This window comes from Rhodanobacter sp. C06, from assembly GCF_002001105.1.
Classification (GTDB): Bacteria; Pseudomonadota; Gammaproteobacteria; order Xanthomonadales; family Rhodanobacteraceae; genus Rhodanobacter_A.
In genome coordinates this window covers 88,818-104,953 of record NZ_MUNP01000030.1, presented here as the reverse complement: position 1 = coordinate 104,953, position 16,136 = coordinate 88,818, and the positions used below count along the sequence as shown (strand labels likewise).

Below are 16,136 nucleotides of genomic sequence, written 5' to 3'. Positions count from 1 at the left end.
ACCCACAGCGAAGCCGATCATGACTCCACGCAACCGCTTCCCCCGCATCGCCCTGCTCGCAGGCCTCTGCATCGTCCCGCTGGCGGCCACCGCGGCATCGGCCATCCAGACCGTTCCCGGCATGCCGCCGGTGGTGAATTCCGCCAACCTGTACAGCGAGGCCGGCGCCGGCCACCTCAGCCCCGCCGTCGCCGGCGACCTGGCGCGCATCTACGTGCCGAACCTGCGCGGTGACAGCGTTTCCGTGATCGATCCGGCGACCTACAAGGTGGTCGAAACGTTCAAGGTCGGGCAGAGCCCGCAGCACGTCGTGCCCTCGTACGACCTGAAGACGCTATGGGTGACCAACAACGCCGAAGGCCATACCGACGGCAGCCTCACACCGATCGACGCGCGGACCGGCAAGCCCGGCGCCGCGATCCCGGTGGACGACCCGTACAACATGTACTTCACCCCCGACGGCAAGCAGGCCATCGTGGTGGCCGAGGCGCACGCGCGGCTGGACTTCCGCAACCCGCACACGATGGCGCTGGAATCCAGCCTGCAGGTGCCCGGCTGCAAGGGCATCAACCACGCCGATTACTCGATCGACGGCCGCTACGCGATCTTCACCTGCGAGTTCGGCGGCCGGCTGGCGAAGATCGACATCGTCCACCGCAAGGTGCTGGGCTATTTGCAGCTGGACAAGCACGGCATGCCGCAGGACATCCGCGTCTCGCCCGACGGCAAGATCTTCTATGTCGCCGACATGATGGCCGACGGCGTGTTCCTGATCGACGGCGACAGCTTCACCAAGGTCGGCTTCATCAAGACCGGCGTCGGCACCCACGGCCTCTACCCGAGCCGCGACGGCAGCAAGCTCTACGTCGCCAACCGCGGCTCGAACAAGATCCACGGGCCGCGCCACGGCAAGGGCAGCGTGTCGGTGATCGACTTCGCCACGCGCAAGGTCGTCGCCAACTGGCCGGTCCCCGGCGGCGGCAGCCCGGACATGGGCAACGTCAGCGCCGACGGCAAGACGCTGTGGCTGTCCGGCCGCTTCGACGACGTGGTCTACGCCATCGACACCAGCACCGGCAAGATGCGCAAGATCAAGGTCGGCATGGAGCCGCACGGCCTGGCGGTATGGCCGCAGCCGGGCCGCTACTCGCTGGGGCATACCGGCATCATGCGCTGAGTGATTCGGCGCCGGTCCGCGACGCGGGTCGGCGCCGGATGCACGCGACAGGCGCGTCGCGCATACTCCTCGGGGCAGCGCCATCGGGCGCATCACGGGGAGATCGCAGGATGAAGGCAACACTACTGCGGCCGCTCGCCGTCCTGCTCGCCCTGGGTTTCACCACCACCGTGGCCCAGGCCGACAACGCACCACCCGCGCGCGAACTGGCCGAGACCATGGCCGTGCTGCGCCACGCGATCGGCGTGCCCACCGTGCAAGGGCAGCACCAAGTGCCCGCGCTGGCGGCATATCTTGCCGACCGGCTCAAGGCCGGCGGTTTCGCCGCCAACGATGTCGAGATCATCCCGGTGGGCGAGACCGCGGCCTTGGTGGCGCGCTACCGCGGCACCGGACACGGCAAGCCGATCTACCTGTCCGGACACATGGACGTGGTGGCGGCCAGGCGCGCGGACTGGACGCGCGACCCGTTCACCTTGGTCGAGGAAAACGGCTACCTCTACGGCCGCGGCAGCGCCGACATGAAGACCGCCGTGGTGGTGATGGTGGAAACCCTGATCCGGCTCAGGCGCGAGGGCTTCAAGCCAGACCGCGACATCGTCCTGCTGCTGTCGGGTGACGAGGAAACCGACATGGCGACCACGCGCGAACTGGCCCGGCGCTACCACGATGCGGAATTCCTGCTCAACGCCGACGCCGGTGGCGGCACGCTCGACGCGGCCACCGGCAAGCCCGTGGTGTACCAGATCCAGGCGGCGGAGAAGACCTACGCCGACTTCCGCATCGCCTTCCGCTCGCCCGGTGGACATTCCAGCGAGCCTACGCCCGACAACGCGATCTACCGGCTCGCCCGCGCCATCGACAAGATGGCGGCCTACCGGTTTCCGCCAATGAGCAACGCGATCACGCTCGCCTCGCTGCGCGCCACCGGCGCCCACACGCCGGGACCGCTGGGCGCGGCGATGACGCGCTTCGCAGAGCACCCCGACGATGCAAAGGCGGCCACCACGATCTCGGCCGACCCCGCCTACGTGGGCCAGATCCGCACCACCTGCGTGGCCACCATGCTGCAAGGCGGCCATGCGCTCAATGCGCTGCCGCAGGGCGCCAGCGTCAACGTGAACTGCCGCATCTTCCCCGGCACCTCGGTGGCCAGCGTGCGCGAGACGCTGGCCAAGGTGGTCGACGACCCCACGGCCACCATCACCACGCTGGACCCGCCGCCGGTGGAAAGCCCTACCTCGCCGCTGCGTCCGGACGTGATCGCCGCGGTGGGCGCGGCCGTGCATGCGCGCTTCCCCGGCGTGGAAATCGTGCCCGGCATGTCCGCCGGCGCCTCCGACAGCATGTATTTCCGCAACGCCGGCGTGCCCTGCTACGGCGTGGATGCCGCCTTCACCAAGCCCGACGACACGTTTGCACACGGCTTGAACGAAAAGCTGCCCGCCACGGAAGTGGCCGCGGGGCTGGAGTTCTGGCATCGGCTACTGACTACGCTGGCGAAATGAGCGGAACGGACACGCGGCTATAATGGCGGGTTCCCGCGCCTCGATCCGTCACCATGCCCACCCATCTCGCCGAAACCCGCCGCCGCCGCACCTTCGCCATCGTCAGCCATCCCGACGCGGGCAAGACCACGCTGACGGAAAAGCTGCTGCTGTTCGGCGGCGCGATCCAGATGGCCGGCTCGGTGAAGGGCCGCAAGGCGGCGCGCCACGCCACCTCGGACTGGATGGCGCTGGAGAAGGAGCGCGGCATCTCGGTGACCTCGTCGGTGATGCAGTTCCCGTACGAGGGCAAGATCGTCAACCTGCTCGACACGCCGGGCCACGCCGATTTTTCCGAGGACACCTACCGCGTGCTCACCGCGGTGGACTCGGCGCTGATGGTGATCGACTGCGCCAAGGGCGTGGAAGAGCGCACGATCAAGCTGATGGAGGTGTGCCGCCTGCGCGACACGCCGATCATGACCTTCATCAACAAGCTCGACCGCGAGGGCCGCTCGCCGATCGAACTGCTGGACGAGGTGGAGTCGGTGCTGGGCATCGCCTGCGCGCCGCTGACCTGGCCAATCGGCATGGGCAAGCGGCTCAAGGGCGTGTACCACTTGCTGCTGGACGAGGTGCACCTGTTCGAACAGGGCAAGAACTTCACCCGGCAGGATTCCACCATCTTCAAGGGCCTGGACGCGCCCGGCCTGGAAGCCGCGATCGGCAACGAGGCGCTGGCCGAGCTGCGCGAGGAACTGGAACTGGTGCAGGGCGCCGCGCCCGCGTTCGACCTCGACGACTATCTCGCCGGCAAGCTCACCCCGGTATTCTTCGGCTCGGCGGTGAACAACTTCGGCGTGCAGTTGCTGCTGGACTTCTTCGTCGAGCACGCGCCCGCGCCGCGCGCCCGCGCCACCACCACGCGCGAGATCGCGCCCGAGGAAGAAAAGCTCACCGGTTTCGTGTTCAAGATCCAGGCAAACATGGATCCGGCGCATCGCGACCGCGTGGCCTTCATGCGCGTGTGCTCGGGCACCTACGCGGCTGGCATGAAGATGATCCAGACGCGCACGAACAAGGAAGTGCGCATCGCGAACGCGCTCACCTTCATGGCCAGCGACCGCGAGATCGTGGAGACGGCGTTTCCGGGCGACGTGATCGGCCTGCACAACCACGGCACGATTTCCATCGGCGACACCTTCACCGAAGGCGAGAATGTCAGCTTCACAGGCATCCCGAACTTCGCGCCCGAGCTGTTCCGCCGCGCGCGCCTGCGCGATCCGCTGAAGATGAAGGCGCTGCAGAAGGGCCTGGCCCAGCTGTCCGAGGAAGGCGCCACCCAGTTCTTTCGACCCTTGATGTCGAACGACCTGATCCTCGGGGCAGTGGGCGTGCTGCAGTTCGACGTGGTGGCTTACCGGCTCAAGGACGAGTACGGCGTGGACGCGGTGTTCGAGCCGGTGACCGTGGCCACCGCGCGCTGGGTGCACTGCGCGGACGAGAAGAAGCTGGAGGAATTCCGCGAGAAGAACGCGATGAACCTCGCGATCGACGGCGCCGGCGAACTGGTCTACCTCGCGCCCTCGCGGGTGAACCTGCAGCTGGCGCAGGAGCGCGCGCCCGCGGTGCGCTTCGCCGCCACGCGCGAGCATGCGACATCCGTGGAAATGTGACGCGACGGCGCGTGGCGGAAGTCACGCAGACGGGACCCCGCACGCCCACTAGGCTTTGCGGCAATCATCCAGGGGATTGCTTACATGAATGGCACGCCGTCGCTCGCTTACGTCCCGCCGGCCACCGCGCCGTCATGGAAACGCTGGCTGGTGTGCTCGCCGCTGGCGCGCATCGTGATCTTCATGGTGCTGTTCATCGCGTTGAACCGGTCGAGTTCGGCGCTCGTCCACGTGCTCATGCACGGCATCGCCAAGACGCCGTTGAGCTCGGCGCTGACCTACCTTGCGGTCGTGCTGCTGCCGGCGATCGTCACCTACGTGTTCCTGGTCCGTGTCGTCGAGCGCCGCAAGCCGGAAGAACTGGCGCCGCGGCGCTGGCCCGGTGCACTTGGCGGCCTGCTGGCGGGCGGCCTGCTGTTCAGCACCGTGGTGGGCGTGCTGTGGCTGCTGGGCAGCTACCACGTCACCGGTTTCAATCCGCACGCCGACTGGCTGCCGGCCCTGCTGGTCACCGGCATCGGCGCCGGCATCGGCGAGGAGATCATGTTCCGCGGCGTGCTGTTCCGCGTTACCGAGGAAGGCCTGGGCACCTGGGCGGCGCTGCTGATCTCGGCGCTGTTCTTTGGCTTCGCGCATGCCGGCAATCCGGGCGCCACCGCATGGAGTTCGGCCGCCATCGCGATCGAGGCCGGCCTGCTGTTCGGCCTGCTCTACCATGTCACCCGCTCGCTGCCGATCTGCATGGGCCTGCACGCGGCCTGGAACTTCTGCCAGGGCACGGTCTACGGCATCCCGGTCTCGGGCCTGAAGGCCGACGGCTGGCTGGTTTCCACCCGCACCGGCCCGGACTGGCTCAGTGGCGGCGTGTTTGGTGCCGAGGCCTCGGTGGTGGCGCTGACGCTGTGCCTGCTGTGCTCGGCCGCGCTGCTGGCGGTGGCCCTGCGGCGACACTCGCTGGTGCCGCCGAGCTGGCGCCGGCGCTGACCGGTCGGTCGCCGACTATGGCTTGACGTCCACAGCGGTTAGGCTGTGCGCCACACCCGCGCACGGCAGGGACGTGCACCGGCCAGCCCTCGAAACGTTCGGCGACACGACCATGCCCGCGACGACCCGCACGACGCCCCGAAAATATTCCTGGCTGGCGAATCAGCCGATCCAACGCAAGATCCAGCTGGCCATCGTGCTGCTGCTCGGCGTCTCGCTGGCCGCCAACCTGCTGATGCTCGATTCGCTGCGCCAGCAGGACGTGGCGCGGCACTGGTACGTGCACACCTATGCGGTGATGCAGGAAATCGACGAAATACACCATGCCGCCAAGACCGCCCAGGTCGGCATCCGTGGCTACCTGCTGGACCAGCGCCCCGAACAGCTCGCCGCCTACACGGCCAGCGTGCAGGAGTTCGGCGGCCTTGCCCGCAAGCTGCGCACGCTGACCACCGACAACCCGGTGGAGCAGCTGCGTATCGACAGGCTCGAAACCCTGGTGGCGCAATGGCTCCAGGAAGTGCACGACGGCGCGATCGCGCCGTTGCAGAAGCTCAGTGCGCTGGATCCGACGCAGCAGGCGACCGAGCGGCAGCGCATCCAGTCCGACTACATGAGCCACCGCTCCGTGCGGTCCGCCAACATCCTAGCCCTGCTCGAACAGATGAGCGCCACCGAGCAGGGCCTGCTGGCCAGCCGCACCGCGCGCCTGGATCAACTGATGGTGCGCGCCCGCGTGATCGACGCGGTATTCGGCGTGCTGATGCTGCTGCTGGGTGTCTGGGTGATTTCGCTGTGCTACCGCCTGATCACCCGGCCGCTGCGGCGCATCACCGACCAGATGAACCGGCTCGCCGACCACGACCACAGCGTCGAGATCCGCCAGGTGGAGCGCCGCGACGAGATCGGCGAGATCGCCCGCGCGCTGCAGGTGTTCAAGGAGATGGCGATAGCGACGCACGACAACGCCCGGCTGAAGAGCGAAATCGCGGCGATCTCGCAGCAGCTGCAGGAGGCCACCACCCACCGCGCATTCGCCGAGCAGCTGACCGGCGAGCTGATGCCCCTGCTCAAGGCCGGCGTCGGTCTGCTCTACCTGCACGACGAAGCCAGCGGTCGACTCGACCTGATCGGCAGCTACGGCCTGCGGCTGGGCGCTCACCCCGCCGTGCGCTACCTGCCGGGCGAGGGGCTGGTCGGCCAGTGCGCGCTGGGCCACCAGCCGATCGAACTGGACCAGTTGCCGGACGACTATCTGCGCATCGACTCCGGCAGCGGCAACGCGCTGCCGCGCCACCTGCTGATTCTGCCCGTGCTGCTGCGCGACCGCCTGATCGCGGTGCTGGAATTCGCCGGCTTCGAGGCGCCGACGACAACGCAGCGGCAGTTGCTGGAGCAGTTGCTGCCGGTGATCGCGCTGTCTCTGGACAACCTCAACCGCGCGGTGCGCACCCAGGACCTGCTCGAACAGACCCAGGAGCAGGCCGACCAGTTGCGTGTCAGCAGCATCACCTTGCGCCAGCAGCAGGAAGCGCTGCGCGACTCGCACGACAACCTGGAGGCGAAGACGCTGGAGCTGGAGGAGCAGTCGCAGCGCCTGCTGGTTTCCGAGGAGGAGCTGCGCGTGCAGGCGGAGGAGCTGCAGGCCTCGAACGAGGAACTGCGCCTGCAGAGCGACACCTTGCACGAGCAGAAGCGCACGCTGGAGACGCTGCAGGCGGAGACCGCCGAGAAGGCGGAGGAACTGGCGCGCGCCAGCCAGTACAAGAGCGAGTTCCTCGCCAACATGTCGCACGAGTTGCGCACGCCGCTGAACAGCCTGCTGATCCTGTCGCGCAGCCTCGCGGAGAATCCGGGTGGCCGGCTGGACGGCGAGGAAGTCGAATCGGCGCAGATCATCCACGACGCCGGCAGCAGCCTGCTGCGTCTCATCAACGACATCCTAGACCTGTCCAAGATCGAGGCCGGCAAGATGGAGCTGGCGCTGGACGACTACGCGCTGGAGGATCTCGCCCGCAGCCTGCGCAGGAACTTCGACCACGTGGCCCGCGACAAACGGCTGGACTTCGCCGTGCAGCTGGCCGAAGACCTGCCCGCACACATCCATACCGACCCCGGCAAGCTCGAGCAGATCGTCAACAACCTGCTGGCGAACGCGTTCAAGTTCACCGCCGCCGGCTCGGTGCAGGTGCGCATCGCGCGCCCGACCGCCGAACTGGTGCTGCCCGCCGCGCTGGCGGACCCGTCGTCGCTGCTGGCGATCAGCGTGCGCGACAGCGGCATCGGCATCCCTGCCGACAAGCTGGAGAAGGTGTTCGCGGCGTTCGAGCAGGTCGACGCCAGCACCAGCCGGCAGTACGGCGGCACCGGCCTCGGCCTCAGCATCTCGCGGCGCATGGCCGCCCTGCTCGGCGGCGACATCGTGCTGCGCAGCGAAAGCGGCCGTGGCAGCGAATTCACCCTGCTGCTGCCCGAGCGCAGCGCGGCCGCCACGTCGGCCTCGACCGCGGCGGCGCCAGCGCCGCCTCCCGCCGCCCGACCGCTGCCCGGCCCCGCACTGCTGCCGGGCAGCCTGCCCGACGACCGCGAACGCATTGTTCCCGGCGAGGCACCGATCCTGATCGTCGAGGACGATCCTGCGTTCGCGCGCATCCTCGCCGACATGGTGCGCCAGAAGGGCTATCCGATGCTGCTCGCCGCCAACGGCGAGAGCGGGCTGGAGCTGGCGCGCCGCTACCGGCCACTGGGCATCCTGCTCGACGTGATGTTGCCGGGCATCGACGGCTGGACGGTGGCCGAGCAGCTCAAGGCCGACCCGGCCACGCGCGCGATCCCGGTGCATTTCCTGTCCGCCGCCGACGGCGCCGAGCACGGCCGCGAGCTCGGCGCGGTGGGCTTCCTCACCAAGCCGGTCAGCCGCGAGCAGATCAACGAGGCGGTCGAGCGCCTGTTGCACGTGGCGCGCGACCGCAGCCGCCGCCTGCTGCTGGTGGACGACGATGCCGCCGAGCGCAGCGCGCTGCGCAACCTGCTGCGCCAGGATGGCGTCGAGATCGACGAGGCGGCTTCCGCCGAGCAGGCGTTGGAGCTGATCGCGCACAACGCCTACGACTGCACCGTGCTGGACCTCGGCCTGCCCGGCCTCGACGGCCTGGAACTGCTGGAACGCCTGGCCGCGGGCGGCAGCGTGCCGCCGGTGGTGATCTATTCCGGACGCGACCTCAGCCGCGAGGAAAGCCTGCGCATCCGCCAGTACACCGACAGCATCGTGATCAAGGGCGAGCGTTCGCCGGACCGGCTGCTGGACGAGGTCAGCCTGTTCCTGCACCGCATCCGCCAGCAGCCGTCCGCCAGCGCGGCCGACGTCGCCGACGGCTTGCAGGGCCACCAGCTGCTGCTGGTCGACGACGACATGCGCAACCTGTTCGCGCTGTCCAAGGTGCTGCGCGGCTGGGGCCTCAAGGTCAGCATGGCGCAGGACGGCCCGCGTGCGCTGCGCATGCTCGAAGAGGATGCCGCGCTGGAGCTGGTGCTGATGGACATCATGATGCCGGGCATGGACGGCTACGAGGCGATCCGCCAGATCCGCGCGCAGCCGCGCCATGCCCAGCTGCCGATCATCGCACTCACCGCCAAGGCCATGCGCGGCGATCGCGAGCAATGTCTCGCGGCCGGCGCGAACGACTACCTCTCCAAGCCGGTGGACCTCGACAAGCTCAACTCGATGATCCGCGTCTGGTTGCGCCGCTGAGGCCATCGTGGATCATCCGCCGGACGACCTCGAACTCGAAGGCATCGAACTGGACCTGTTCGTCGAGGCGATGCGGCGGCGCCACGGCTACGATTTCGGCCAGTACGCGCCGGCCTCGCTGCTGCGCCGCGTGCGCCAGCTCGCCCAGCACCACGGCGACGGCGCGATCAGCGCGCTCACCCATCGCCTGCTGCACGAGCCGGCGCTGCTGCCGCAGCTGCTGGAGGGACTGTCGGTGCCGGCCTCGGACATGTTCCGCGACCCCTCGGTGTTCCGCGCGCTGCGCGAACAGGTACTGCCCCGGCTCGCCTCCTGGCCGCAACTCACCATCTGGCAGGCGGGCTGTGCCCATGGCGAGGAGGTGTACTCGCTGGCGATCCTGCTGGAGGAGGCCGGGCTGTACGAGCGCAGCCAGATCTTCGCCACCGACCTCAGCACGCATGCGCTGGAACGCGCCCGCGAAGGCATCTACCCGCTGCGCTCGGCGCAGCAATGGTCGCGCAACTACCTGGCGGCCGGCGGCCGCCGTTCGCTGGCCGACTACTACAGCGCGCGCTATGGCCTGCTCAAGCTCGACGGACGGCTGCGCCGCCACGTCACCTTCGCCCAACACAACCTGGTGGCCGACGCGGTGTTCTGCGAGGCGCAGCTGGTGCTTGGCCGCAACGTGCTGATCTATTTCGCCAACCCGTTGCAGCAGCGCAGCCTCGCGCTGTTCCGCGACTCGCTGGTACGCGGCGGCTTCCTTTGCCTGGGCCTGCGCGAGCGCCCCGGCCCTGTCGAGGCCGACTTCGCGCCCGTCGACGCCGGCCTGCGGATCTACCGGCGCATCGGTCCGGTCGCGTCGGAACGGCGACCATGACACGCCCGGCCGCGATCGTGCTGGGCTGTTCGGCCGGCGGACCCGAGGCGCTGAAGACGGTGCTGGGCGGGCTCGATCAGCACCTGTCGCAGGCGGTGCTGGTCTGCTGCCACACCGGCTCGGAAACGGTGGAATTGCTGTGCGAACTGCTGGCCCGCGCCTCACGGCTGCCGGTGATCGAGGCGGCGGAGCGCGAAGCCGTGCGCGGCGGCACGGTGCAGGTCGCACCCGCCGGCTACCATCTGCTGGTGGAAGGTGACCTGCACTTCACGCTGTCGACGGATCCGCGCGTCAACCTGGCGCGTCCTTCCATTGACGTGCTGTTCGCCTCCGCTGCCGCAGCATGGCGCCACGCCTTGGTCGGCGTGGTGCTCAGCGGCGCGAATGCCGACGGCGCCGGCGGCTTGCGCGAGTTGCGCCGGCTGGGTGGTTGCGCGATCGTGCAATCGCCGGACAGCGCGCTGGCCAGCGCGATGCCGCAGGCGGCACTCGACCGCGCCGGCGCCGACCACTGCGTACCGCTGGATGCGATCGCTCCCCTGCTCAACCAGCTGTGCCTGCCATGACCGACCCGCGTCCGAAGCTGCTGATCGTCGACGACACCCGTGCGAACCTGGTGGCGATGCGCCACCTGCTCGGCGACTGCGGCGCCGAACTGGTCGAGGCCACCAGCGGCAACGAGGCGCTGGCGCTGTGCCTGGAGCAGGCGTTCGCGCTGATCCTGCTCGACGTCAACATGCCCGACATGGACGGCTTCGAGGTCGCCACCCTGCTCGGCGAGACCGAGCAATTGCGCGACACGCCGGTGATCTTCGTCACCGCCGCCTACGCCGATGACCTCAACCGCCTGAAAGGCTACCGCTCCGGCGCGGTGGACTACATCGCCAAGCCAGTCAACGACGTGATCCTGCGCTCGAAGGTGCGCGTATTCCTCGACCTCTACAACGCGCGCATGGAACTGCAGCGGGCGCTGGGCGAACTGGGCGAGCGCAACCGCCAGTTGCAGGCGGAGATCGCCGAGCGCCAGCGCGTCGAGGCGCAGGTGCGCCACCAGGCCACCCACGACATGCTCACCGGCCTGCCGAACCGTGCGCTGTTCCACGAGCGCCTGCACCAGGCCATCGCGCAGGCGCCCGGGCGCGGCTTCGCGCTGGCGATGCTCGACATCGACGGCTTCAAGGCGGTCAACGACACCCACGGCCATCCGGTCGGCGACGCGCTGCTCCAGGCCATCGCCGTGCGCCTGCGGGCGCACGTGCGCGCGGGCGACACCGTGGCGAGGCTGGGCGGCGACGAGTTCGCGCTGATCCTCGAGGACGCCGCGCAACTGCCGCTGCTGCTCGAACGCTGCCAACAGCTGTGCGACACCCTGGCACTGCCCTATCCCCTGCCCGGCCCCGCCGGGGAGGTGGTGGCGCGGGTCAGCGCCAGCATCGGCATCGCGCTGTGGAACCCCGGCACGCCCTCGGACGAGGCCCTGATCCAGGCCGCCGACCGCGCGCTCTACGAGGCCAAGCGCGCGGGCAAGAACCGCTGCCTGCTCGACGTGGCGCACGCCGCCTGAGCGATCAATCCCGGCGCCGTGGCGACAGCCACATCTCGATGCGCGCGCGGAACACTTCCTCGCCCGCGTCGTCGCACACGCTGATCCGCACCGGCCAGGCATAACCGGCAGACGCCTCCACCGCCGGCGCATCCGGCGTGGCAACGGCGTGCATGGTGCCGCGTGCCTTGGCCAGGTATTCCACCGTCATGCCCTTGGGAATCCAGCGCATCGAGGCAGGGATGCTGGCGTCGGTCAGCATGCCGCCGCTCAGCTCGGCCAGGTTGCACAGCGCGATCGCGTGCACGGTGCCGATGTGGTTGTGCACGCGGCGGCGGTCGCGTATCGCGATCTCGCAGCGCCCCGGCGCCAGCGCAACGAAGCGCGGCGCGATGGTGGCGAAGTACGGCGCCTTGAAGCAGATCAGCCGGCCGTACAGCCAGCGGCCAGCGGGCCACTTGGAAAGTCGGTGCCAAAGTTTCAGCGCCGCGCTCATGCACCTTCTCCCGAGAAGCGAACGGGGCGATGCGCGCCCCGTTCGTCGATGCCCTCGTCGCGACGCGGCTCAGGCCGCGTCGGCCAGCCTCTTGCGGCGCTCGTCCGCACGCGTCACCGCCGCACGCAGCTCGTCCGGATCGAAGTCGTCCACCGAGATGAACTCGAACACCGCCGCGTGCACGCGCTTGAGCAGGTCGTGCTCGGCTTGGGTCACCACGCCGGCGGCGAGCGCCTCGGCCAGCTGGCCGTCGTAGTCGTGCGCCTTGAACTGGCCGGCCTTCAGCCCTTTCAGGAACTTGCGCTCCACCGGCTCGGCGGCAATCACGTCGGGCAGCAACGCGTTCATGCGGCCCACCGTGTTGTTCGCCGTGGGCTTCAGGTACACCCACTCGACCAGGCGGTCGCGTGCCTCGTTCGGCGCGGTGAGCAGTGCAGCCACGCGACGGCCGAGGCGGTCGGACGGCGGCACTTCGCGACGACCGAACGGAAACACCAGCGCACGCAGCAGCCACGCCACCGGGCGCACCGGGAAGTTGCGGATCGCGCCGTCCAGCGCGTTCTGGATCAGCCACATGCATTCGTGGAAGCCCCAGGCAAGGAACGGACGGTCCGCCTCCGGCCGGCCGGTGTCCTCGTAGCGTTTCAGCATGGCGCTGGCGATGTAGAGATAGCTCAGCACGTCGCCGAGGCGCGCGGAGAGCTTCTCCTTGAACTTCAGCTTGCCGCCCAACACGCCCATGAACACGTCGGCGCACAGCGCCAGCGCCGCGGAGTAGCGGTTGAGCTTGCGGTAGTAGCGGCGCGTGTAGGCGTCGCCCGCGGCCTCGCCCATGCGGCCGCCGGACAAGCCCATGGCGAAGCTGCGCACCGCGTTGGAAATGCCGAAGCCGACGTGGCCGAACAGCGCCTTGTCGAAGCGGCGCAGCCGCTGGCCGTAGTCGACGATGGACAACGCCTCCATTTCCTGCAGCACGTAGGGATGGCAGCGGATCGCGCCCTGCCCGAAGATCATCAGGCTGCGCGTCATGATGTTCGCGCCCTCCACCGTGATCGCGATCGGCACGCTGGCCCAGCCGCGCCCGGCGTAGTTCTTCGGGCCGAGCTGCACCGCCTTGCCGCCGTGCACGTCCATGGTGTCGCCGGCCACCACGCGCGCCCATTCGGTGGCGTGGTACTTCGCGATCGCCGACGGCACTGCGGGCTTCTCGCCGCGATCGACCGCCGCCGCGGTGGCGCGCGACAGCGCCGCGGTGGCGTAGGTGAGGCCGCCGATCCGCGCCAATGCCTCCTCGACGCCCTCGAAGCGGGCCACCGCCAGGCCGAACTGCTTGCGCATGCGCGCGTACGCACCGGTGGCCAGCGCCGAGGCGCGCATGCCGCCGGTGGCGTTCGACGGCAGCGAGATCGCGCGCCCCACCGACAGGCATTCCACCAGCATGCGCCAGCCATGGCCGGCCATGTGCGGGCCGCCGATCAGCACCGACAGCGGCGCGAATACGTCCTTGCCGTGGATCGGCCCGTTCTGGAACGGGATGTTGAGCGGGAAATGGCGGCGGCCGATCTCCATGCCTGGTGTGGCGCGCGGCAGCAGCGCCAGCGTGATGCCGAGGTCCTCCTTGTCGCCGAGCAGGTGCTCGGGGTCGTACATGCGGAAGGCCAGCCCGACCACGGTGGCGATCGGCGCCAGCGTGATGTAGCGCTTGTCGAACGTGAGCCGGATGCCCAGCGTCTCGACGCCGTCGACGACCTGCTTGCAGACGATGCCCACGTCGGGGATCGAGGTGGCATCGGAGCCGGCGTACGGGCCGGTCAGCGCGAAGCAGGGAATCTCCTCGCCCATCGCGAGACGCGGCAGGTAGTGGTTCTTCTGCTCGTCCGAGCCGTAGTGCAGCAGCAGCTCGGCCGGCCCCAGCGAGTTCGGCACCGCCACCGTCGAGGCCACCGTGGCCGACATGCTGTTGAGCTTCTGCAGCACCGCCGAATGCGCCAGCGCGGAGAACTGCAGGCCGCCGTACTGCTTCGGGATGATCATGCCGAAGAAGCGGTGCTTCTTGATGAAATCCCAGATCTCCGGCGGCAGGTCGGCCAGCTCGTGGGTGATCTGCCAGTCGTCGATCATCCCGCACAACTCTTCCACCGGGCCGTCGAGGAAGGCCTGCTCCTCCACGCTCAGCTCGGGTTTCGGCTGCTTCAGCAGCTCGCCCCAGTCCGGCTTGCCGGAGAACAGTTCGCCCTCGAAACCCACGGTGCCGGCTTCCAGCGCGGTCTGCTCGGTCTCCGACAGTTTCGGCGTGACCTTGGCGAACATCTTCAAGAGCGGCGCGGTGATATGCCGGCGGCGGAACGAATCCATCAGCAGCGGCACCGCGACGCCCAGTTCGACGATCAACAGGATGATCGTCGTCCACGGCGCGCCGGCCATGAGGCCCACGACCAGGGTGGCCACGGGCGCCGCAACCGCGAACGTGCGCAAGCTGCTGCGGTGGTAGGCGCAGGCGCCGCTCGCGATGAGCGCCGCCAGCAGGGTCAGTATCACGGCCATCTCGACATCCTCGTTACGGTCATGCGATGCGTTCGCCCGGCCGGGCGTCCGCATCGTCCAGGGTACGAATGAAACTTGCGATCTCGCGGGTGAAGGCGTCGTTGGCGTCGCCCGCCAGCATGTGGGTGGCGCCGGCCACCTCGACATGGCGCGCGTGCGGCACCAACTGCAGGAATTCGGCGACCGTGGCGTGCGAGACCACGTCGCTGCGCGCACCCGAGAGCAGCAGCACCGGCACGTCCACTTGGGCTGCCGCGGCGAACAGGCGCGGCTGGTAACGCTCGCTCTCGACGACCAGGCCGCTGGCCAGCAGGGCCGGATCCCAGTGCCAGCGCAGGCGGCCATCGATGCCTTCGCGCAACAAAGGCTTGAGTTGTTCTTCGCTCTTGCGACCTGCGCGATGCGGCAAATAGGTGGCAATCTGCTCGGCGGCCTCGGCGTAATCGGCGAAGCCGTCCGGATGCGCCTGCATGAAGGCAAGGATGCGCTCCACGCCCTTCGTCTCCCAGCGCGGCGTGATGTCCACCAGCACCAGCGCGCGGAACGGCGGCGGCCGCGTCTCGCCCGCCGCCACCAGACCGAGCAGGCCGCCCATCGAGGCGCCCACCAGCACCGGCGGTTCGGGTTGCGCGCAGGCCAGCGCCAGCAGATCGTCGGCGAACTGCTGCATGTGGTAACCGACTTTGGAGTCCGCGCCGTCCGGCAGTCGCCCGCTCTCGCCGTGGCCGCGTGCGTCGTAGCTCACGCAGCGGCATCCCCGTGCCGTCAACGCGGCGACCGTCCCGCCCCAGGCGCCACGGGTCTGGCCGAAACCGTGCGCGAACAGCAGGGTCGGCGCGTCCGCGGCGCCGCAGATTTCCACGGCCAGGCGCAGGCCGTCGGCGGTAGCGACGTACCTGGTGTCGCTGGCTGGCATCGATGGCGCGAACTTTTCCATACGGATGAGTATGGATTGCCCGATCCGGCCTCGTCAACCCGCCCTCATCGGCGTCGCCGTGGATTACAAAGCGGGGCGCAGCGGCTACCATACGGTCATGGATTCCAGCCCCAAACCGGAACGCACCCGCCTCACCGCGGAAGATTGGGAGGTTGCCGCCCTGCAGATGATCGCCGATCAGGGCGTGGGCGCACTGGCGGTCGAGGCCTTGGCCCGCCGGTTGGGCGTCACCAAGGGCAGCTTCTACTGGCACTTCCGCACCCGCGAGGCGCTGCTGCAGGCGGCGCTGGAACGCTGGGAGCAATACGGCGAGCGCGAGGTGCTGGGCCAGATCGAGCAGATCGCCGACCCGCGCCTGCGCCTGCCCGAGCTGTTCCGCCGCGTGGCGCACGAGGTGCAGCCGCACCGCGTCTACGCCGCCCTGCTGAAGGCGCTGGACCATCCGCTGGTGGTGCCGGTGATGGCACGCGTGTCGCAGCGGCGCACCGAGTTCCTCAACACCGCCTATCGCGAGGCCGGGCTGCCGCCGCGCGAGGCGCTGAACCGCGCGCGGCTCACCTACGCTGCCTACGTCGGTTTCCTGCAACTGAACTTCACCCTGGGCCTGCCGCGCATCAACCACGAGGAATTCGACGCCTACGTGGAACACATGATCGCCACCCTGATCCCGGCTTAGCCA

Annotated in this window: 12 protein-coding genes; 9 read left to right on the top strand and 3 right to left on the bottom strand. The window is 69.0% G+C overall.

Going from position 1 to position 16,136, the window contains the following annotated elements:
• Positions 1 to 19: 19 nt before the first annotated feature.
• The 8 genes from B0E52_RS03320 (at position 20) to B0E52_RS03285 (ending at position 11,501) form a co-directional block, all read left to right on the top strand.
• Entirely contained in the window at positions 20 to 1,177 is a 1,158-nt protein-coding gene (locus B0E52_RS03320; protein WP_174575535.1) for a YncE family protein, read from the top strand.
• 110 nt (positions 1,178 to 1,287) lie between these two features.
• Complete coding sequence (locus B0E52_RS03315) at positions 1,288 to 2,685, top strand: M20/M25/M40 family metallo-hydrolase (protein ID WP_077481744.1); 1,398 nt, start codon at positions 1,288 to 1,290, stop codon at positions 2,683 to 2,685.
• Between the two features lie 53 nt (positions 2,686 to 2,738).
• Positions 2,739 to 4,340, top strand: a complete 1,602-nt coding sequence (locus tag B0E52_RS03310) for a peptide chain release factor 3 (protein ID WP_077481742.1) — start codon at positions 2,739 to 2,741, stop codon at positions 4,338 to 4,340.
• Between the two features lie 84 nt (positions 4,341 to 4,424).
• Positions 4,425 to 5,324, top strand: coding sequence for a type II CAAX endopeptidase family protein (locus B0E52_RS03305; RefSeq protein WP_077481740.1), 900 nt, complete (start codon positions 4,425 to 4,427; stop codon positions 5,322 to 5,324).
• A 112-nt stretch (positions 5,325 to 5,436) separates the two neighbouring features.
• Positions 5,437 to 9,075 carry a response regulator gene (locus B0E52_RS03300; protein WP_077481738.1) on the top strand — a complete coding sequence of 1,213 codons (3,639 nt, stop codon included), beginning with the start codon at positions 5,437 to 5,439 and terminating at the stop codon, positions 9,073 to 9,075.
• Positions 9,076 to 9,082: 7 nt separating this feature from the next.
• Entirely contained in the window at positions 9,083 to 9,937 is an 855-nt protein-coding gene (locus tag B0E52_RS03295) for a protein-glutamate O-methyltransferase CheR (RefSeq protein WP_077481736.1), read from the top strand.
• Entirely contained in the window at positions 9,934 to 10,503 is a 570-nt protein-coding gene (locus B0E52_RS03290; RefSeq protein WP_077481734.1) for a chemotaxis protein CheB, read from the top strand. Before B0E52_RS03295 ends, B0E52_RS03290 begins: the two co-directional genes overlap by 4 nt.
• A complete protein-coding gene (locus tag B0E52_RS03285) occupies positions 10,500 to 11,501 on the top strand; it encodes a diguanylate cyclase (protein ID WP_077481732.1) in 1,002 nt (333 codons plus the stop codon). The genes B0E52_RS03290 and B0E52_RS03285 overlap by 4 nt, the downstream gene beginning before the upstream one ends.
• Before the next feature lie 4 nt (positions 11,502 to 11,505).
• Here B0E52_RS03285 and B0E52_RS03280 read toward each other — a convergent pair whose 3' ends face one another.
• The 3 genes from B0E52_RS03280 to B0E52_RS03270 all read right to left on the bottom strand — a co-directional run bounded on the left by B0E52_RS03280 (position 11,506) and on the right by B0E52_RS03270 (position 15,457).
• The gene (locus B0E52_RS03280) at positions 11,506 to 11,976 is read right to left on the bottom strand and encodes a hotdog fold domain-containing protein (protein ID WP_077481730.1); all 471 of its coding nucleotides are present in this window, start codon (positions 11,974 to 11,976) and stop codon (positions 11,506 to 11,508) included.
• Between the two features lie 69 nt (positions 11,977 to 12,045).
• Positions 12,046 to 14,520 carry an acyl-CoA dehydrogenase gene (locus B0E52_RS03275; RefSeq protein WP_077481728.1) on the bottom strand — a complete coding sequence of 825 codons (2,475 nt, stop codon included), beginning with the start codon at positions 14,518 to 14,520 and terminating at the stop codon, positions 12,046 to 12,048.
• Between the two features lie 19 nt (positions 14,521 to 14,539).
• Complete coding sequence (locus B0E52_RS03270; protein WP_077481726.1) at positions 14,540 to 15,457, bottom strand: alpha/beta hydrolase; 918 nt, start codon at positions 15,455 to 15,457, stop codon at positions 14,540 to 14,542.
• 97 nt (positions 15,458 to 15,554) lie between these two features.
• Here B0E52_RS03270 and B0E52_RS03265 point away from each other — a divergent pair, with 97 nt between their 5' ends.
• Positions 15,555 to 16,133 carry a TetR/AcrR family transcriptional regulator gene (locus tag B0E52_RS03265; protein ID WP_077481803.1) on the top strand — a complete coding sequence of 193 codons (579 nt, stop codon included), beginning with the start codon at positions 15,555 to 15,557 and terminating at the stop codon, positions 16,131 to 16,133.
• Positions 16,134 to 16,136: the final 3 nt, after the last annotated feature.